We start from the raw sequence: 20,396 nt of genomic DNA, 5'->3' as shown, positions 1-20,396 counted from the left end.
TAAAGAAACTGAAATCTAGGAAAATGAAAAAATTTCATTTTCCTAGATTTCAACATTTTATTTTGACTTATTGATTCTTACTGCTTCTGGCACTAGACCTGTATAATCACCTCCATTACGTATCACATCACGTACTATACTGGAAGAAATAAATGAAGTATCAGGTGCGGTTAAAAGAAATACGGTGTCTATTTTTGATAATAATCTGTTAGTATGTGCAATAGCTTTTTCAAATTCAAAATCAGCTGGATTTCGAAGTCCTCTTAGAATAAAATCGGCTTCTAAACGTTTGCATAAATCAATTGTTAGTCCTTCATAAGATACAACTGTAATTTTGTCTTCATACTTAAATGTTTCTTCTATAAAATGAATGCGTTCTTGTAATGAAAACATATACTTTTTATCAGCGTTAACCCCTATAGCTATTACAATTTCATCAAACAAGGGAAGACTTCTTTCTATAATATCAATATGTCCTAAAGTTATTGGGTCAAAAGACCCAGGAAAAATCGCTTTTCTCATTATTTTCTCCAAATTAATTTTCTTTGAAATGCTAATTGAATTTCGTTATCTAACATTTCTCCAAAATCTAACTTTGCGTACTGAGCTTGTTGTGGAAAAATACTTTGTGGTGACAAACCTGGATTTGTATTCATTTCTATAAAATGAGGCACCTCGTTCATAATAATAAAGTCCGTTCTAGAAAAACCACTCATTCCTAAAGCCTCATATACTTTTTTTGCCGTTTGTTCTACTCTTATACGTACCTCATCAGTTAATCTTGCAGGTGTAATTTCTTCTGATTTACCAAGATATTTCGCTTCGTAATCAAAAAAATCTGTTTGCGAAACAATTTCTGTTATTCCTAAAACTTTTGTTTCACCTTTATAATGAAATACTCCTACCGAAACTTCTGTTCCTTCCAAAAAGGATTCTATTAATATATCACTATCTTCAGCAAATGCAAATTCTAATGCTTTATCAAACTGACTTAAATCTGTTACTTTTGAAACACCTAAACTACTTCCTGATTGATTTGGTTTAACAAAAAAAGGTAATCCTAACTCATCTATAATTACTTGTTTATCTATTTTCATTCCTTTTGTTAGATAAATAGATTTGGCTTTAGAAATATTAAATTTAGCTAATACAGAAAGTGTATCTCGTTTATTAAATGTTAACGCTGATTGGTAAAAGTTACATCCTGTATAAGGAATTTCTAGCAACTCCCAATAAGCTTGAAGATGACCGTCTTCACCTGGAGTACCATGAATTGTGTTTACGATTACATCAAATGTTATTTTTTCTTGATTCAATGTAAATGAAAAATCTGATTTATCCAAAGTATACTTTTGATCATTTATCAAAACATACCACCCTTCTTTAAGAATATGCACTTCAAAAGTTTGGTATTTACTCTGATCTAAATTATTTAATATCAACTGACCACTACGCAACGAAATTACACTTTCGCCTGAATAGCCTCCCATTACCACAGCAACTTTCATATTTGTATATTTATTTTTTATAAAATCGTTTAAGAAAGATTTAAAAACTTATTTTTTATCTAAAATCTCTTCAAACAAAAATATCATTTTTTTTCAAATGAATTCGTTTTACTATTTTTATATCTTTGCATATATTGCTTTTTTTCTAAAAAAAACAGCATAAAAAAATTAACCCTTTGAAAATTAGCATTTTTATATGAACTGGAAACGTTTTATACTTAGTTTTACTTTTTTTAAGCAACTATTTTTCGCATTTTTAATAGTATCTGCTTCTTTATTTATTTTCATGCAATGGATTCATTTTACTACTAATCATGGAGAAGAAATTACAGTTCCTAACCTAAACAAATTAACATTAGAACAAGCGGAAGAAAAACTAGATGAACTAGATTTAGATTATGAATTATTAGACACTACAGATTATAATCCTGCATTTCCAAAACTTTCTATTGTTCAACAAGACCCTAAACCTGGAAGTAAAGTAAAACAAAACCGTGTAATCTATGTAAAAATTAATGCAGAAGAATATGCTAAAGTAAGACTTCCAGATCTAATACAAAAAACATATCGTCAAGCCGTTCCTACTCTTAACGCATTAGGATTATCTGTAGGAGACACAACCTATGTCCCTAACCTTGCTAAAGACATGGTATTAGAAATGAATATTAATGGTAAACCTATAAGACCTGGGCAACAAGTTTTAAAAATGACACGTGTTAATCTTATATTAGGAGATGGTAAAATAGGTTTTGAAGAAGAAAATACTGATCCTGAAAATGAATCTATAGACTCTACTGTTACAGAATAAAAATGGCTATTACATTTATAGAAAAGGAAGAGGAATGGGAAAACGATTTATATGAACACTATAAATTTGATATTCCAAAAGGGCAAAGCTCAATGCGTGTAGACAAATACTTAATGACCAGCATAGAAAATACTACACGTAACAAAATACAACAAGCCGCTGAAAAAGGATTTATATTAGCAAATGGCATAGCTGTAAAATCCAGTTATAAAATAAAACCATTTGATGAAATAAAGGTTGTACTATCACATCCTCCTTTTGAGAATAAGATTATTCCTGAGAACATTCCTTTAGACATTATATATGAAGATGATGCTCTTATAGTCATTAACAAACCTGTAGGATTAGTTGTTCATCCTGGTCACGGAAACTATACCGGCACTTTAGCTAACGCATTGGCTTTTCATTTTGAAAACCTACCTATGAATTCAAGTAACCGACCAGGGCTAGTACATAGAATTGACAAGGATACTTCTGGACTTTTAGTTGTTGCAAAAACCGAACAAGCTATGGCTCATTTAGCCAAACAGTTTGAAGAAAAAACTACAGAAAGAGAATATATAGCCATTGTATGGGGAAATGTAGAAGAAGATTATGGAACCATAAAAGGCAATATAGCCCGTCACTCCACTGATCGTATGCAAATGGCCGTATATACTGATTCATCTATAGGGAAACACGCTGTAACACACTATAAAATCATAGAACGGTTAAGCTACGTTACTGTTGTATCCTGTAAATTAGAAACAGGACGTACACATCAAATACGTGTTCACATGAAACATATAGGACATACCTTATTCAATGATGAACGTTATGGTGGTCATCTCATTCTAAAAGGAACTACTTTCTCTAAATACAAACAATTTGTAGAAAATTGTTTTAAAATTTTACCTCGCCAAGCTCTTCATGCAAAAACACTAGGATTTGAACACCCTGTTACAAAAGAATACATGCGTTTTAATACTGAATTACCAGAAGATATGGTTTTATGTATAGAAAAATGGAGACTTTATGGAAAATCTAATCATTTAGAATAACCATACCCAATATATAAAGTGTCCAAAAAGTAAAAAATAAATAGTTAATTGAGCACTCTAAGAAGAAAAGAAACATCGTACTTAATTCTTAGATTCTTTTCAATCAAAACAAGAAAACTAGAGATTCATAAAACAAATTTGATTACTTTCTGGACACCTATTCTATTTTCTCAACGATTTTACTTGCACTATTTAAAAGATATAATTCTTGCTTGTAAGCCAACATTTACCTATATTCGTCTATCAAATGTTAAATCATGAATAAAAAGACGATCTTATTAGGACTTCTTTCCTCCCTATCACTAAACTGCTTTAGTCAAAAAAAAGTGACAAAATCAGACCATAACAATAAAAATTTAGTTACAACCTATCTAAATACCATAACAGAAAAAGAACTTAAAGACCACCTCTATATAATTGCTTCTGACGAAATGCAAGGAAGAAATACGGGAGAAGAAGGACAAAAAAAAGCAGGAAAATATATCATTTCAGAATATATAAAAAACAATATTAGCTTTCCAGATGAAACTACATCTTACTACCAACCTATCCCCTCTTCTTATTTTCAAAAAGCATTTAGCCCCCGTTTGGGTGATTCTGAAAATATTTGGACGTTTATAAAAGGAACCGAAAAACCTAAAGAAATAATAATTGTTTCTGCTCATTATGATCACGTAGGAATGAAAAACGGTGAAATCTATAACGGAGCAGATGATGATGGCTCTGGTACCGTATCTTTGCTAGAAATTGCAGAAGCTTTTCAAAAAGCAAAAAATGAAGGACATGGTCCTAAACGTTCTATATTATTTTTGCATGTAACAGGTGAAGAGCATGGATTACACGGATCTCGTTTTTATTCCGAAAATCCTCTTTTCCCTCTAAAAAACACAATTGCCAATGTTAATATTGATATGATAGGTCGTAGAGATGATTTACATAAAGATTCTAACAATTATCTTTATATAATAGGATCCGATTATTTATCATCTGATTTATATACAATTGTTGAAAATGCCAATTCTGATTTTGTAAATCTAAAATTAGATTACAAATATAATGACAAGAATGACCCAAATCGTTTCTACTATCGCTCAGATCATTATAACTTTGCAAAACACAACATTCCATCTGTTTTTTTATTCAATGGCACCCACGAAGACTATCACAAACCAACGGATGATCCTGATAAAATTGAATATGATGCGTTAGCAAAACGTGCAAAACTTGCCTTTGCCATTATATGGAATTTAGCTAACAGAAATGAAAAACCTGTAGTAGATAAACTTTAAAAACAAAACGCCCTTTTATTTAAAGTGAAATTCTCTATATATTTTTTTTCATTTTAAAATAACTCGAACAAACGGTTGAGTATATAATTGAAATCATCGTTAGTTCGAGAGCGAAGCACATCGAGAACCAACATTAATTTTTATTGCTTTTGTAGGATAGTGTCTAAATCAACATTATGTGATTTCTCCCTTTGGTTGAAATGACAAGGTTGTGAACTTTTTGGACAGTCTCAAGGTTAAAAAAATAGTATTACAAGGAAATTTCAAAGTTTAAATGGTATAATGTACAATCTGGTTTTATTATAATAGAATATTCATTTTTTATATAAAATAAAAATGTCCTAAAAAAATTGTAACCTTCATCCTATGTTTGAAAAGAAAAATTCGAACGAATTGAACAAGTGAAATACACATAATACTAAAAATGTGTTCTTACTTCGTCGAAGTGACAAACTGGATATTGAATTACTATTTTTTAGGACATCCTTTATATTAAAAGTCTAAAATAAAATAGTTTTTTTTCTTTTAAAACGATCCTTAATTAGTAAAATCTTGATCTTCTAATTTAGCATCTGCTATTTTATTATTATGTAATTTAACAGGGTTTTTAGATTTTTTCATTCTTAAGTTTAAGAATTCTACAAATAGAGAGAAAAAGATTGAGAAATATAAATATCCTTTAGGAATACTATGTACTTCTGTGCCTCCAAAGAAAGCAATATGAGCAAGATGTCCTCCTTCTGCTAACAACATTACACCTATTAGTATTAAGAATGATAACCCTAAAATTTGAATCGTTGGGTGATTATTTACAAATTTACTCACTGGTCCCGCAAATATCATCATAATAACAATTGAAATAATAATTGAAAGAATCATAATCACTAAAGCTCCTTCATATCCAAAACCCTCAGGGGCAGGTTTCATACTTACCAATCCAACAGCGGTTAAAATACTATCAAAAGAAAAAACTAAATTTAGTGCTGCAATTTGAAAAACAGCTGCTGACAAACTACTACTTGCACTTCCTTTTTCACCTTCTTCTTCGCCTTCTAATTTGTGATGTATTTCAGATACTGATTTGTATAATAAAAACAAACCTCCTCCAAATATGATAAGACTTTGCCCTGTTATTCCTGCTTGAAGCCATCCCCAATCAAGGTGAAATAAAACTTCTTGCAAGCTTAAAACCCATGTAATACCAAATAGTAATACAATACGAAAAGCCATGGCTAATAACAACCCTATTCGACGCGCTTTGGGTTGCTCTTCCTCTTTTAATTTTCCGGAAACGATTGATAAAAAAACAATGTTATCAATTCCTAAAATAATTTCTAAAAATGTTAAAGTTAATAATGCTATCCAAGCATCTGGGTTAAATAAGATTTCCATTTTGTTTTTTTGAATTTACAATCATTATACGCGACTATTTTATTTTTGTTACAAAACCTTTTTGTTTTTTTGATTCTCCTACAAAACAATATTCAAAATAATAACCTTTTTGATTGGTACTCAGTATCTTTATCTGAATTGCTTTTTTTTCTTCTAAATTTTTAGGATTTACTTTTTGCAGTATGTATTCGCAATCGTTAACCCATCGTACTTTAGCTGTATCTATTTTTCCTCCAAATGTTTCTATTTGTAAAGAATCATTACGTACAAAAGTAGAAGTGTGTTTAACCCCTTCTATCTCTTCATCAAATTTAAAAGTACCTGTTTTAAAATCATTGCAATTACGTTCTACATTATAACAAGAAACAAAAAAAAGTGTTAGAAGGAAAAATAAATTTTTAAACATTTTAATAGTTGTTTAAGGATTTTATAAATTATTTTCTTTTGAAAATTTGATATTATTATATTCTTTTGACTGATTTTTAGGAATAGATAAACTGTTCCAGGTTTTATTTTTTAGCATTTTAGCATAAAAAACAATTTGTCCGATATGATATGGATAATGTGCTAACTGACGATTAATAGCATCTATAACAGTTTGTTCTTCATTTCGAATGTAAATAATTTGACTTAAATTTTGAGGTTTTAAGTCATTAATTGCATCAAAAAAACATTTCCATCCTTTTTCCCATAAGACTAAAAGCTCTTCCTTAGTCATTATTTTATTTTCAAATTCAGCATCTCGATCACGCCATTCTTTCTCTCCATCAGAAGTAAGAAAATCGGTCCAACGAGATAACATATTACCCGCTATATGTTGTAGTATTACAGCAATTGAATTGGTATCTTCGTTAGACATTACAAATAATTGTTCTGAATTCAACTGATCTATAGCCTTCTCAGCAATAGTTTTGTAATAAAACATCTGTTTTTTTACACTTTCTAAATAGAGATTAGTATTTTCCATCAAACAAACTTTTCATGATAGTCTGAATTCCTTTGAATATAAGATATATTGAAAAGAAACATAAAATAACTCCTAGACCTAGAACAGGAATATAAAATGGATGCCCTTGATTTTTGAATGCGCTAAAAATAACAGACGGTCCTATAAACATAAGAGGCAGAGCCATTGCTAACGTTTTTATTCCTTTTAATAAAACATCTTTATTAGTTGACATATTGATTAATGTTGTTTATATTTTAAAGATAATTTACAATTGCTTTTCTAACACTTCCATGTTCTTTTAAAAGTCTTTCGGCTTCCTGATAATTTACAGGTATTTCATTCATTATCATTCTTACGCCGCGATCAATTAGTTTTATGTTACTTAATTGCATATCAACCATTTTATTCCCTTTTATATGTCCTAATTGAATCATAGTAGAGGTTGAAATCATATTTAAAACTAACTTTTGAGCTGTACCTGCTTTCATACGACTACTTCCTGTTACAAATTCTGGCCCTACAACTACTTCTATGGGAAATGTAGAGGTTAATGCTAAGGGACTTCCAGCGTTGCAGGTAATTCCGCCTGTTATAATCCCTTTATCATTGCATTTTTCTAACCCTCCTAAAACATAAGGTGTAGTTCCCGAAGCGGCTATACCTATAACGACATCATCTTTATTTATATCCCATGCTTCTAAATCATTCCATGCTTGTTCTCTATCATCTTCTGCAAATTCTACTGCTTTTCGGATAGCGGTGTCTCCTCCTGCTATTATTCCTATGACTCTATCAAACGGAACTCCAAACGTAGGAGGGCATTCTGAAGCGTCTACAATTCCTAATCTTCCAGAAGTTCCAGCTCCTATATAAAACAATCTTCCGCCTATTTTCATCTTTTCTACAATTTGATGAACTAATGCTTCTATTTGTGGCAATGCTTTTTCTATTGCTAAGGGAACGGTTTTATCCTCATTGTTAATATTAATCAATAAGTCATGAACCGACATTTTTTCTAAATCTTGATATTCTGATGATTGTTCTGTGGTTTTTATGAAGGTCATTTTTTATACATTTAAAGTGAAAGCATCTTTAATTTACATTTTACATAAAATAAGCTAAAACAATTCCCAATATAATAGCAATTAATTTAGCTAGATTAAATTTATGTCCTTCACTACTTTCAAAAATAATAGTAGAAGAAATATGAAATAAAATACCTATAACAAATGCTGTAATTTCTTTATGAAAAGGTACAAGAAAATTCATACTAACTGAAATATACGTTCCCATAGGAGTCATTAAAGCAAAGCTTAACATAAATATAGCTATTTGAATTTTATTTAGATGGGATTGAATTAAAAAAATTGTCAAAATAATTGCAATAGGAAAGTGATGTATTGATATTCCCCATGCCACATGAGGGTGTTGACTGATTGGCATTCCCTCTAATAGAGCATGCAAACACAGACTTACAAATAAAGCCCAAGGAATATGTGCTAAATCATTGTGTCCATGTACATGACCGTGTTCTGCTCCTTGTGAAAAATATTCTAAGATAATCTGAAATAAAATTCCAGCCATAATAAACATTCCTATATTGTTATGCAAATGCTCCCCTATCTCCTTATTTACACCTGTAAAAATTTGAGGAAGCAAATGAGAAACAGTCAACGCTAATAGAAAAGAACCACTAAAAGCTAATAATAATTTTAGATTCTTCTTGTTTTTAGGTTGCAAAAAAATAGCTACTATATAACCTAATACAACAGATAAAAAAGGAATTAAATATATCATTTATGTTTATTTCTGATAAATTCATTTGAAAAGCGGATTTTGAAATAAACCAATATTCAAATGAATCCGTCAACTTTTATTTAAAAATCATTATTAATCGTTCCGATTCGTTTTTATAAAACTTACGCAGTTTATAATCTCCAAAAATTTCTAAAAGGTAGATTCCTGCTTCTTCCATCATAGTTTCAAAATCTTGTAGTGTCAAGGCACGAACTTTTTCTGTAAAATGGTATTTTTTCCCTTTATCTTCAAAATTAATTTCTTTAAAAATATGTCCTTCTCTTAGATCCCTTTTAATATAAAAATCAATTCCATCAACTGTTTTGATCTCTTCAGGAACTAAATTATTGATCACATAATTAACATTTAAAAAATCAATAACCGCAAAACCATATTCCGTTAAGCTTTCCTTGATAGCTATTAAGGTTTTTAAATTATCACTTTCATTCTCAAAATAACCAAAACTAGTAAAAAGATTAAATACCGCATCGTATTTTTCTTCTGTACGTTCGCGCATATCATGTACCTTAAATTGTAACTTTTCATTACTAAACTGAGCTGCTTCTGAAATGCTGTTTTCTGCTAAATCTACTCCTGTAACATCATATCCTAATTGATTCAGATAAATAGAATGTCGTCCTTTTCCACACGCTAAATCTAGAATTTTAGCTTCTTCAGGTAAGTTTAAATAATGTGTTAAGTTATCCATGAATAACTGTGCTTCTTGGTCATTTCGTTCTTTATAAAGAATATGATAATAAGGGGAATTAAACCAAGTTTCAAACCAATTTTCTGATTTGGCTTCTGGGGTCTGTGCTTTATGATTTGATAATTCTGACATTTATACTTATTTGCATACAAATTTAAAGTATTTTTGCATTCCAATTTCAGTTTTAAAATTTGATGTTTGAAAATATTATAGGATTTGAGATTGGGAAATTAAAATTTTGACTATTGGAATTTAAAATAATTTATGGATAATAATTTTAAAATGGTTGCTAAGACACTTTTTGGTTTGGAAGAAGTGTTGGCAAAAGAACTACAAGTTTTAGGTGCTCAAAAAGTAGAAATAGGAACTCGTATGGTGAGTTTTCTAGGCGATAAAGGATTTATGTACAAAGCTAATTTAGCATTGCGTACAGCCTTAAAAATATTAAAACCAATTCATCAATTTAGAGTTTATAACGAATCTAGTTTATATAAAGGGATTCAACAAATAGATTGGGCTCAATATTTTGGAGCCAATCAAACTTTTGTAATTGACACAACGGTAAATTCAGAATATTTTAATCATTCGCAATTTGTGGCATTAAAATGCAAAGATGCCATTGTAGATCAATTTAAAGAAAAATTAGGCCATCGTCCGAGTATTGACAAAGAACGTCCAGATATACGTATCAATGTACATATTGATAGAGAAAACTGTTCTGTTTCCTTAGATTCTTCAGGAGATTCTTTACACCATAGAGGATATAAAACAGCAACCAATATTGCGCCTATAAATGAAGTATTAGCAGCTGGAATATTATTATTATCAGGATGGGATGGTAGTTGTCATTTTATGGATCCCATGTGTGGTTCAGGCACTATTTTAGCCGAGGCTGCTATGATTGCTTGCAACATTCCTGCCAATATCAATCGCAAGGAATTTGCTTTTGAAAAATGGAATGATTGGGATAATGATTTATTTGATAAAATAATGGATTCATTGTTAAACAAAACAAAAGAATTTCATTATAAAATTATCGGTTACGATAAAGCTCCAAGTGCTGTAATGAAAGCCCGAACCAATATTACACAAGCCAATCTAGATGAATACATCATTATTCGCGAACAAAACTTTTTTGAAACTAAAAAAACATTGGAAGGCCCATTACACATGGTTTTTAATCCACCCTATGGAGAGCGTCTTGATATTCATTTAGAACGTTTTTATCGCGAAATAGGTGATACCCTAAAACAAGGATATCCAAACACCCATGCTTGGTTCATAACGGGTAATATAGACGCATTGAAATTCGTAGGATTAAAACCTTCAAGAAAGATCAAACTATTCAATGGAAAGCTAGAAACCCGTTTAGCTAAATTTGAAATGTATGAAGGTAGTAAAAAAGGAAAATTTTTAAACACCAATAGTTAAAATTACCCTATCATTAATTCAGCCGTTATTATTTTAAAAATATAAATATTGAAAAATATAATTCTAGAATGTTTATTAAGTAGTATACAAACACTGTATTATTTTGCATTAATAGAATTATTTTTTTCTTTATTTAACTCAACCCTTAGTTATAGGAACAAACACCCCTTTACATTATTAGTTTTCTTAATATTGGTTTTAATAATAAAGCAGGATACAATTTTATTCAAAAAAGATTACATCTACACTAAAATCTAAATAAAAACTTAATCAATTTTTACGTACAAAAATTCTAAAAAACATATAATGAACAAAAAAACAAAAACCTTTATTTATAATTTTTTATCCTTCGCTCTTTTCTTTTTTTCAGCACGTTACTTGGTTAATCAATATACCCATTTAAATGGCTGGTGGATTCCTATGACTGCTTTTGTTATTAGCACCATATTAGCACCTAAATTTCAAGCAATTACAACACGTGATGGAGAAAAAATTTTTATGAAGTGGATTTTTATTAAAGGAGTTAAAACAATAGAATAACAAAAAGGGTGTTCTAAAAGTTCGCAATCTTTCATTGGATCAAAAAGAAACTCAAACGAAATCTCATAGTCCTTGATAAGATAACTTTTCTTCCCGTTGAAGCAACAAGTTAAACATTAAGTTACTGCTTTTTAAACACCCACTTCCCTTTTTCACATCTTTATAAACACAAACTCTATGTTTTTTCCTAGATTATCTACAAATCCTTGTAACTAAACGTTACCCCTTTTGGATTTACCTCTTGAAGTCCGTGGTAGCTAATGGTGGGTAGTTCACAACGTTGTTGGAATCTTCCCAAAATAAAGCGCAACGGCAGCAACGTGCCGAGCATAATTACTAAAAGTACTTTGACTTCTACCGAGTATAGAAATGCTACGCTCAAAACGGTAAATAAATTCGCTAAAGCCTTCTACTTCTCGTTTGGCTTGATTGAGGATTTTGTTTTCTCTTAAATCATCAGGATGCTTTTTTGTAGACATAATAAATGATTAAGTTATCTTTGAAAGATAATCAAAATACACAATGCAACTACCGAAGGTTTAGTTCAATCGACAGCGTGTGTCCTGGATATGCAGACTGGAAACAGAGGTTTCATGTTCGTGCTCCGCACGCAACGAAAACTTAGCTGTCGTAGTAGCACCTTATTATAGTTTGTTGATTTCTTCTTTGGTTAAGCCTGTTGCCTGCGTAATGATTTCTACTGAAACACCTATTTTTTTTAAGGATTTAGCCGTTTCAATCTTTCCTTCAATCTTTCCTTCAATTAATCCCTCCATCTTTCCTTCGTCGAAAGCAGTGTCGATAACGCCTTTTAGATCTCGGTAAACTTTAAGACTGCTCTCATATTTGTCTAAATCTAATTGCCCGAAATTTGCCAACTCTGCTTTTTCAAAGGCTTGGGTAAATACTTCGTCTTTGAAAATTGTGGGAATATTTTGAAAATCTTCCAAGTTTTTGATGAAATATAACCATTTGTCTAAACGGGAATTTAATTGGTTTTCCTGTTTGTCAAAATTGGGCATTTCTAAGTAGATATAGGTCAGTTTATCGTAAAATACTTTTCCGTTTTGGTTTTTTAGTTTGATGGTATGTACTACTTCGCTTCTTTCGGGTTCGCTTTCATAATCGTCGAAGGTGAAATCTAAAACACCTACGCAATAAACCGCTTTCAAGTTATAGTTCCATTCGCCTTTTTCGGCTTGTTCTCTAATGGGAAATGTGGAGTAATAGATGGTTCTTTCTTTGAAGTAGTTTTGCTTGGCTTTTTGGAGTTCTACGATGAATTTTTCGCCTTTTTCGTTTTCGCAATAGATGTCGTAGATGGCTTTTCTGTCGAGGTCACTCTGCCCGAGTTGTTCGGTGTTTTTAAAAGAAAGTTCTTTGATTTGGTCATATTCTGGCAACAAGGCATTGAGGAAGTCGATAAGTAGGTTTTTACTGGCTTCTCCTCCAAATATCTTCTTAAACCCAAAATCCGTAAAGGGATTGATGTATTTTGCCTTCATGTTCTCAACTTGTTTTCTTTGTCAAATTTACAAAAAATAACCTTTGATGTTGATGTTACCTCTAGTATCTTATTTTAGAGCTTGTTGATTTCTTCTTTGGAAAGTCCTGTATATCTTATGATTTTTTCAATTGTTTCGTTTTCCGATTTCATTAATTTCGCCATTTCTATTTTTCCTTCCATCTTTCCTTCAATTAATCCTTCCATCTTTCCTTCGTCGAAAGCAGTGTCAATAACGCCTTTTAAATCTCGGTAAACTTTAAGACTGCTCTCGTATTTGTCTAAATCTAATTGCCCGAAATTTGCCAATTCTGCTTTTTCAAAGGCTTGGGTAAATACTTCGTCTTTGAAAATTGTGGGAATATTTTGAAAATCTTCCAAGTTTTTGATGAAATATAACCATTTGTCTAAACGGGAATTTAATTGGTTTTCCTGTTTGTCAAAATTGGGCATTTCTAAGTAGATATAGGTCAGTTTATCGTAAAATACTTTTCCGTTTTGGTTTTTTAGTTTGATGGTATGTACTACTTCGCTTCTTTCGGGTTCTGTTTCGTAATCGTCGAAGGTGAAATCTAAAACACCTACGCAATAAACCGCTTTCAAATTATAGTTCCATTCGCCTTTTTCGGCTTGTTCTCTAATGGGAAATGTGGAGTAATAGATGGTTCTTTCTTTGAAGTAGTTTTGCTTGGCTTTTTGGAGTTCTACGATGAATTTTTCGCCTTTTTCGTTTTCGCAATAGATGTCGTAGATGGCTTTTCTATCGAGGTCGCTCTGCCCGAGTTGCTCGGTGTTTTTAAAAGAAAGTTCTTTGATCTGGTCATATTCTGGCAACAAGGCATTGAGGAAGTCGATAAGTAGGTTTTTACTGGCTTCTTCCCCAAATATCTTCTTAAACCCAAAATCCGTAAAGGGATTGATGTATTTTGCCTTCATGTTCTCAACTTGTTTTCTTTGTCAAATTTACAAAAAATAATCTTTGATGTTAAATTTCGGAGGAGTTTCGGTGACGGTATTCTAACTAACGTTTTTTGATTTAAGTCGGCTAGAGTATCATAAATTTTCATTGCAATTTTACCTTTCATCCATTGCCAGATTTTTTCAGCAGGGTTGAGTCCTGGAGAATATGGAGGAATTGGTAACAGAAATATGTTCTCAGTGATATTACATTTTTTGTGGAATGAAATGCTACATTATCAATTATCATAATCTTTAATTCTGTTGGTTTATGATTCCAAATATTTTATAAATAATTCTTTACAAACACTCTGTGTTGTCATACAAAAACTCTCAACTGTTATGGGGGAAAAACTTCCCCAAAGCCAATTAGAGATAACTGAGCTTATAGGTACCAATGGCTTTCATTCTTTTTGCCATAATAACTCTTTTTATTTTGTGATCAACCCGAAGCGACTTTCATCTTGAAAGTATAAATTTACAGATTTTAAATTATTTTTATCAAGAATAATTCTGTACTCTTCGAGCTTATTTACAAGGTTTTCCAAAAACACTTCCGTGTTTTCTTTCTTTTTGTAATGGGATTTTCTTGCTATTTTTAACTTTGATTGATGTTTTCGTTTACAATATAAAGTTCCATAGTTAACCGTTTCGTTTTGCTTCAAGTAATCTTAATAATTCTATATAAGATGTAATTGTTGTTTTTGAATCAGTCAATTTCTACTCAATAGACTTCACCATTTTATCTGATATTTGCTTAGTATTGTTTCCCCTACTTCTAACACATAACATTTCAGAAATACCATTTTTTAAATAGTCTTTAAACCAAACTCTTACTGTCTTTTCAGTTCTCCCAAGCTTCTTAGTTATATCACTAAAACAAACACATTTCCCTTTCTTAATTAGGATCAAGGTCTTTACTCGGTCTTTCTTCAAAGAACCTGATGTCTTTGTTAGTAATTTTTCTAAAAAATCAAGATCTTCACTTATAGGTTACATACTTAAAAGCACAAAATTTATTTTTTAAAAACTAATCATTTTAGTTATACTTGACATAGTTTGTGAATTTTTTTCATAGACTGACGTTAGTACAATTTTGTAAAATGACCGAGGATAAAATAAATTATAACTTTTAATAAAAACAATTAACAAAAAATGACAACAAACACTTATTTAATTATTGGAGGAGTTACAGTACTATTTATTGTCTATATGATTTTCTTAAAAACAATAATGAAAAAAAGAAATCAAAAGCTCTTAGATGAATTTGAGAAAAATAATTCAGGGTTACCATTAACCGAAGAACAAAAAAGATTACTATCCTTTGGAGGAATATTATTTTATTATAGAGGCGAAAAAATACTTGGAATGAAACCTGAAAAAAACTTGTTTGAATATATAGGAGGACTAAAACAACAGTGGGAAATTTCAAATACCGCAGAAGCAAAAGAAACCCTAAATAAATTATTAAATTTAGAAAGAAGTAATGAATTTGAACCAATTATTAACCAACAATCAAAAGAATTGAGTTCCATTCAAAAAAAAATTGCAAAAGGGTTAGGAATTGAGCAAAATAAAGTAGAGCAAGTAAAATCTGCTTATGCTTGGGACATTTGTAGAGCTGTATCACTTACAAAATGGTGTCATTGGGTTGGGTATTTAACAGAAAACGAAACTTGGGAAATTATGAAAAAAGCTTCTGAAATAGCAAATATTAAAGGTAAAAATTGGGATGACTACACAATATCCTTTTTACTAGGAAGAACAATTCAGGGATTTGACTTAGATCAAATCATAATTGAAACGAAGCAAATCTACACAAGTAAAGGGGCGGCTTATAGAAAAATTGAAGACATAGATATTTATACAAAATATAAATTTAAATAAAAAACTACCGCCAACAGCTAAGGTTTCGTTGGGCTCGAAAAGCTAACAATGAAACCTCTGTTGAACGGAACCGTTGAGATTCCATCCACTATGGGAATATCGAAGTGAAAATTTAAGAATATACAAGAGGCATAAACGCCTCTTTTTTTGAAGTCTACTTTGGGTGGTTTTTATAGTGATTTCCTTAACTTATGGGTACAAAATCCCCATACTACTCAAAAAAACGTAATGTCTTATTTTAAAAAAGTTTTTAGGAAGTATATGCAAAGCAAAACGTCTTGTAATCCTTGTAACTAAAAGTTACACCTTTTAAATTTACTTCTTGGAGTCGATGGTTACTAATGGTGGGAAGATTCCAACTCCGTTGGAATCTTCCCGAAATAAAGCGCGGCGACGGCAACGTGTCGAGCATAATTGCTAAATGTGCTTTGACTTCTCCCTAATATAGAAATGCTAAGTTCAAAGCGGTAAATAAGTACTAAAAAGCCTTCTACTTCTCGTTTGGCTTGATTTAGGATTTTGTTTTCTCTTAAATCATCAGGATGCTTTTTTTTCTAGCCATAATAAATAATTAAGTTATCTTTGAAAAATAATCAAAATACGTAATGCAACTACCGAAGATTTAGTTCAACATAGTTTAATTACAGTTTAATTTATATTCTCTAAATAAATATGATACGAATAATTTTATCAACCTTTACCTTTTTACTAATGTCTTGTAATTCTATGAACAAAGACGAAAAAACCATTTATATTGGAGCTCAAACAAAACCTTGTAACGCAGGAGTAATGGAAACCCAATGTTTACAAATAAAATGGGACAAAAATCAAAAAGAATGGGAATTCCTTTATAATAATATAGAAGGATTTAAATACGAACAAGGCAATGAATATGAACTTATTATTAAAGAAGAAAAAATACCAAATCCACCAGCTGACGGATCAAGTATAAAATATACTCTGATAAAAGAAGTCTATAAAAAGAAAAAATAAAGTTTTTCCTTAAAAAACATTCAAAAAAATCCAATTTCAAGAGACTGCCCAAAAAGTTCGCAATCTTGTCATTTCGACCAAAGGGAGAAATCACATAATGTTGATTATGAGACTCCTCCTCACGTCGGAGTGACAAACCGCATGTTTATTTATATTATTTTAAACTTTGAAATTTCCTTATAATACTATTTTTTTAACCTCGAGACTGCCCAAAAAGCTCGCAATCTTGTCATTTCGACCAAAGGGAGAAATCACACAATTTTGATTATCAAACTCCTCCTCACGTCGGAGTGACAAACTGCATGTCGATTTATATTATTTTAAACTTTGAAATTTCCTTATAATACTTTTTTTTAACCCTGAGACTGCCCAAAAAATTTGCAATCTTGTCATTTCGACCAAAGGGAGAAATCACATAATATTGATTATGAAACTCCTCCTTACTGAGTGACAAACTGGATGTCGATTTATATTATTTTAAACTTTGAAATTTCCTCATCATACTATTTTTTTAACCTTGAAACTGTTCAAAAAATTCGCAATCTTGTCATTTCGACCAAAAGGAGAAATCACATAATATTGATTATGAAACTCCTCCTTCGTAGGAGTGACAAACCGCATGTTGATTTATACCATCTAACTTTGAAATTTCCTCATAATACTATTTTTTTAACCTTGAAACTGCCCAAAAAGCTCGCAATCTTGTCATTTCGACCAAAGGGAGAAATCACATACTATTTATTGATTATAAAACTCCTCCTTGTGTAGGAGAGACAAACCGCATGTTGATTTATACCATCTAACTTTGAAATTTCCTTATAATACTTTTTTTAACCCTTAGACTGCCCAAAAAGTTCGCAATCTTGTCATTTCGACCAAAGGGAGAAATCACACAATGTTGATTATAAGACTCCTCCTCACGCAGGATTACGCAGGATTACGCAGGAGAAACAAACTGCATGTTTATTTACACCATCTAACTTTGAAATTTCCTCATAATACTATTTTTTTAACCTTGAAACTGCCCAAAAAGCTCGCAATCTTGTCATTTCGACCAAAGGGAGAAATCACATACTATTGATTATAAGACTCCTCCTTACGCAGGAGTGCAAACCGCATGTTTATTTATACCATCTAACTTTAAAATTTCCTCATAATACTTTTTTTTAACCCTGAGACTGCCCAAAAAGCTGACAATCTTGTCATTTCGACCAAAGGGAGAAATCACATGCTATTGATTATGAAACTCCTCCTTACTGAGTAACAAACTGCATGTTGATTTATACCATCTAACTTTGAAATTTCCTTATAATATTATTTTTTTAACCTCGAGACTGCCCAAAAAATTCACAATCTTGTCATTTCGACCAAAAGGAGAAATCACATACTATTGATTATGAAACTCCTCCTTACGTAGGAGTGACAAACCGCATGTTGATTTATACGATTTAAACTTTGAAATTTCCTCATCATACTATTTTTTTAACCCTGAGACTGCCCAAAAAATTCGCAATCTTGTCATTTCGACCAAAAGGAGAAATCACATAGTATTGATTATAAGACTCCTCCTTCGTAGGAGTGCAAACCGCATGTTGATTTACACCATCTAACTTTGAAATTTCCTCATCATACTATTTTTTTAACCTAGAGACTGCCCAAAAAGTTCGCAATCTTGTCATTTCGACCAAAAGGAGAAATCACACAATGTTGATTATGAGACTCCTCCTCACGTCGGAGTGACAAACTGCATGTTTATTTATATTATTTTAAACTTTGAAATTTCCTCATAATACTATTTTTTAACCCTGAGACTGCCCAAAAAATTTGCAATCTTGTCATTTCGACCAAAGGGAGAAATCACACAATGTTGATTATAAGACTCCTCCTCACGCAGGATTACGCAGGAGAAACAAACCGCATGTTGATTTATACCATCTAACTTTGAAATTTCCTTATAATATTATTTTTTTAACCCTGAAACTGCCCAAAAAGTTCGCAATCTTGTCATTTCGACCAAAGGGAGAAATCACACAATGTTGATTATCAAACTCCTCCTTGTGTAGGAGTGACAAACTACATGTTGATTTAGAGACTATCCTATAAAAGAAATAAAAATTAGTCTTGATTCTCGATGCGCTTCACGCTCGAACTAACGATGATTTCAATTATATACTCAACTCTTTGTTCGAGTTATTTTAAAATGAAAAAAACAGATCGAGAACTTTATTTTTTAATCCAGTATATTTTAAGTTTAAATGGATAAAACTACCAAGAACTAAATATTTAGATTAGCGTAAGCGATACAATAAATATTCAAAAAAAGAGAAAAAAAGAAATTAAAAAGAGCAAAAACGTTCCAGACAGAATGGTCAGTATTAGCAAAAGTTATATCCGCCCAATTCTAAACCACAAAATAGCAATATATATTAAAAAATCCAGAAAATCTAAGGTTTTCAAATGGTATCACAAAAATAATCCATCTAGAGGACTTTTTATTTTAGAAAGTGTCACATCGGTAACATGCGTGTAAATTTGAGTTGTTTTAATATTGCTATGTCCTAAAAGCTTTTGCAAAAAACGAATATCTGCCCCTCCTTCAATTAAATGTGTAGCATAACTATGTCGCAATCCATGTATTCCAATAGTTTTAGTAATCTTAGCTTTTTTCATAGCACTTTTAAAAACAGCTTGAATACTACGAATCGAATAATTGCCACCGTAAGCCCCTTCAAACAACCATGTCTTAGGACGATATTCTAAATAATAAGCTCGGAGGTCTTCTAAAACCGATTCAGGAAGATTCGTATAACGATCTTTTTTTCCTTTTGCATTTACAATCAAAACCCGCATAGACTGACTATCAATATGTTCTACTTTTAGATTAACAATTTCACTCACGCGTAGTCCCATCCCGTAACATAATTTTAAAATAAGCCGATGTTTTTTATTTTCCAAAACTGAGAATAATTTCACAATTTCATTTTTGGATAACATTTTGGGTAATGTTAAAGGGTTTTTGGGTCTGGGAATATCAAAAAACATTTGTTCGCGATGCAAGACTTTTTCAAAATAAAATTTGATTGCATTAATTTTAGAGTTCATACTTTGCTCCTTAAGTTCATTTTTTTGCAAACAGTACAGAAAGTAATCTTTCAATCTATCTGGTGTTAGAGAATTTACAGAAACGTTCCCCAGTAGTGACAATAATTGCATAAACTCTTGCAGATAGGTACGCTTGGTGTGGGGGCTGTAAGCCATTAAATCTAACTGATTACTATATTGAATTACAGCCAAGCGATTATTTTCTGAAATATGACTAAAAGTTTGCTCTTTCAAAGTTTTAAGAGGCAGTTTTAGCTCCTTACGAACGGCAGCTAAGTCAGGTAAATACCATGCTTTATGTGTACTACTATAACGGGCTGATGGAAAGCGTTCGCGGAGTGCGTCTTTCAAACTAAGCTGATATTTAAACTGAATCCAAATGATGTTTCGACCTTGATGTGTGCCGAATGAAAATTGATATTGTGATAAATCCATAACTGCGCATTTTAAATATTTAAATATTATTTTTCGCAATAAAACTATATAAAGA

Annotated in this window: 20 protein-coding genes and 1 pseudogene; 7 read left to right on the top strand and 14 right to left on the bottom strand. The window is 31.2% G+C overall.

All coding sequences use genetic code 11. The features are described 5' to 3' along the window. Positions 1 to 57 precede the first annotated feature (57 nt). Positions 58 to 522 carry a pantetheine-phosphate adenylyltransferase gene (gene coaD / locus AWN65_RS03645; protein ID WP_060381918.1) on the bottom strand — a complete coding sequence of 155 codons (465 nt, stop codon included), beginning with the start codon at positions 520 to 522 and terminating at the stop codon, positions 58 to 60. Then, positions 522 to 1,508 (bottom strand): D-alanine--D-alanine ligase, encoded by a 987-nt coding sequence (locus tag AWN65_RS03640; RefSeq protein ID WP_060381917.1) that lies wholly within the window; start codon positions 1,506 to 1,508, stop codon positions 522 to 524. Before AWN65_RS03640 ends, coaD begins: the two co-directional genes overlap by 1 nt. Before the next feature lie 196 nt (positions 1,509 to 1,704). On the opposite strand from AWN65_RS03640, the gene AWN65_RS03635 reads away from it, so the two are divergent. The 3 genes from AWN65_RS03635 (at position 1,705) to AWN65_RS03625 (ending at position 4,645) form a co-directional block, all read left to right on the top strand. Beyond that, complete coding sequence (locus AWN65_RS03635) at positions 1,705 to 2,316, top strand: PASTA domain-containing protein (protein WP_060381916.1); 612 nt, start codon at positions 1,705 to 1,707, stop codon at positions 2,314 to 2,316. A gap of 2 nt (positions 2,317 to 2,318) precedes the next feature. Further along, positions 2,319 to 3,356, top strand: a complete 1,038-nt coding sequence (locus tag AWN65_RS03630; protein WP_060381915.1) for an RluA family pseudouridine synthase — start codon at positions 2,319 to 2,321, stop codon at positions 3,354 to 3,356. 257 nt (positions 3,357 to 3,613) lie between these two features. Then, positions 3,614 to 4,645 (top strand): M28 family peptidase, encoded by a 1,032-nt coding sequence (locus AWN65_RS03625; protein WP_060381914.1) that lies wholly within the window; start codon positions 3,614 to 3,616, stop codon positions 4,643 to 4,645. 537 nt (positions 4,646 to 5,182) lie between these two features. On the opposite strand, the gene AWN65_RS03620 is transcribed toward AWN65_RS03625, so the two are convergent. From AWN65_RS03620 to AWN65_RS03590, 7 genes are all read right to left on the bottom strand, one after another. Beyond that, the gene (locus AWN65_RS03620; RefSeq protein WP_060381913.1) at positions 5,183 to 6,037 is read right to left on the bottom strand and encodes a TerC family protein; all 855 of its coding nucleotides are present in this window, start codon (positions 6,035 to 6,037) and stop codon (positions 5,183 to 5,185) included. Between the two features lie 34 nt (positions 6,038 to 6,071). Beyond that, positions 6,072 to 6,443, bottom strand: a complete 372-nt coding sequence (locus AWN65_RS03615) for a hypothetical protein (protein ID WP_060381912.1) — start codon at positions 6,441 to 6,443, stop codon at positions 6,072 to 6,074. Positions 6,444 to 6,464: 21 nt separating this feature from the next. Further along, positions 6,465 to 7,004: a DUF1572 family protein gene (locus AWN65_RS03610; protein ID WP_060381911.1), complete on the bottom strand. Its 540-nt coding sequence runs from the start codon at positions 7,002 to 7,004 to the stop codon at positions 6,465 to 6,467. Further along, complete coding sequence (locus AWN65_RS03605; protein ID WP_060381910.1) at positions 6,991 to 7,218, bottom strand: DUF6095 family protein; 228 nt, start codon at positions 7,216 to 7,218, stop codon at positions 6,991 to 6,993. The genes AWN65_RS03610 and AWN65_RS03605 overlap by 14 nt, the downstream gene beginning before the upstream one ends. Positions 7,219 to 7,240: 22 nt before the next feature. Continuing rightward, a complete protein-coding gene (murQ, locus tag AWN65_RS03600) occupies positions 7,241 to 8,050 on the bottom strand; it encodes an N-acetylmuramic acid 6-phosphate etherase (RefSeq protein ID WP_060381909.1) in 810 nt (269 codons plus the stop codon). Positions 8,051 to 8,090: 40 nt separating this feature from the next. After that, a complete protein-coding gene (locus AWN65_RS03595) occupies positions 8,091 to 8,783 on the bottom strand; it encodes a ZIP family metal transporter (protein ID WP_060381908.1) in 693 nt (230 codons plus the stop codon). A gap of 76 nt (positions 8,784 to 8,859) precedes the next feature. Then, positions 8,860 to 9,624, bottom strand: coding sequence for a class I SAM-dependent methyltransferase (locus tag AWN65_RS03590; RefSeq protein ID WP_060381907.1), 765 nt, complete (start codon positions 9,622 to 9,624; stop codon positions 8,860 to 8,862). 132 nt (positions 9,625 to 9,756) lie between these two features. On the opposite strand from AWN65_RS03590, the gene AWN65_RS03585 reads away from it, so the two are divergent. Together AWN65_RS03585 and AWN65_RS03580 are read left to right on the top strand one after the other, a co-directional pair. Continuing rightward, entirely contained in the window at positions 9,757 to 10,923 is a 1,167-nt protein-coding gene (locus tag AWN65_RS03585) for a THUMP domain-containing class I SAM-dependent RNA methyltransferase (RefSeq protein ID WP_235588342.1), read from the top strand. A 306-nt stretch (positions 10,924 to 11,229) separates the two neighbouring features. Continuing rightward, entirely contained in the window at positions 11,230 to 11,463 is a 234-nt protein-coding gene (locus AWN65_RS03580; RefSeq protein WP_060381906.1) for a hypothetical protein, read from the top strand. 272 nt (positions 11,464 to 11,735) lie between these two features. Here AWN65_RS03580 and AWN65_RS15005 read toward each other — a convergent pair whose 3' ends face one another. The 3 genes from AWN65_RS15005 to AWN65_RS03565 all read right to left on the bottom strand — a co-directional run bounded on the left by AWN65_RS15005 (position 11,736) and on the right by AWN65_RS03565 (position 13,903). Further along, positions 11,736 to 11,942 carry a hypothetical protein gene (locus AWN65_RS15005; protein WP_060381905.1) on the bottom strand — a complete coding sequence of 69 codons (207 nt, stop codon included), beginning with the start codon at positions 11,940 to 11,942 and terminating at the stop codon, positions 11,736 to 11,738. Positions 11,943 to 12,107: 165 nt separating this feature from the next. Beyond that, the gene (locus AWN65_RS03570) at positions 12,108 to 12,968 is read right to left on the bottom strand and encodes an Rpn family recombination-promoting nuclease/putative transposase (protein ID WP_060381904.1); all 861 of its coding nucleotides are present in this window, start codon (positions 12,966 to 12,968) and stop codon (positions 12,108 to 12,110) included. A 74-nt stretch (positions 12,969 to 13,042) separates the two neighbouring features. Next, a complete protein-coding gene (locus tag AWN65_RS03565; protein ID WP_060381903.1) occupies positions 13,043 to 13,903 on the bottom strand; it encodes an Rpn family recombination-promoting nuclease/putative transposase in 861 nt (286 codons plus the stop codon). 1,176 nt (positions 13,904 to 15,079) lie between these two features. Here AWN65_RS03565 and AWN65_RS03555 point away from each other — a divergent pair. Beyond that, complete coding sequence (locus AWN65_RS03555) at positions 15,080 to 15,811, top strand: DUF1266 domain-containing protein (protein ID WP_060381901.1); 732 nt, start codon at positions 15,080 to 15,082, stop codon at positions 15,809 to 15,811. A gap of 210 nt (positions 15,812 to 16,021) precedes the next feature. Here the strand turns inward: AWN65_RS03555 and AWN65_RS15460 are convergent. Beyond that, a pseudogene (locus tag AWN65_RS15460) lies at positions 16,022 to 16,154 on the bottom strand (IS91 family transposase); the annotation flags it as partial. A gap of 329 nt (positions 16,155 to 16,483) precedes the next feature. On the opposite strand from AWN65_RS15460, the gene AWN65_RS03550 reads away from it, so the two are divergent. Then, positions 16,484 to 16,804: a DUF4377 domain-containing protein gene (locus tag AWN65_RS03550; protein ID WP_081078390.1), complete on the top strand. Its 321-nt coding sequence runs from the start codon at positions 16,484 to 16,486 to the stop codon at positions 16,802 to 16,804. Positions 16,805 to 19,267: 2,463 nt separating this feature from the next. Here the strand turns inward: AWN65_RS03550 and AWN65_RS03545 are convergent. Further along, complete coding sequence (locus AWN65_RS03545; protein WP_060381899.1) at positions 19,268 to 20,341, bottom strand: tyrosine-type recombinase/integrase; 1,074 nt, start codon at positions 20,339 to 20,341, stop codon at positions 19,268 to 19,270. Positions 20,342 to 20,396 lie beyond the last annotated feature (55 nt).

The organism is Flavobacterium covae (genome assembly GCF_001534645.1).
Taxonomy (GTDB): domain Bacteria; phylum Bacteroidota; class Bacteroidia; order Flavobacteriales; family Flavobacteriaceae; genus Flavobacterium; species Flavobacterium covae.
The sequence above is the reverse complement of the archived record's forward strand: the minus strand, read 5'-3'. Positions and strand labels throughout refer to the sequence as shown.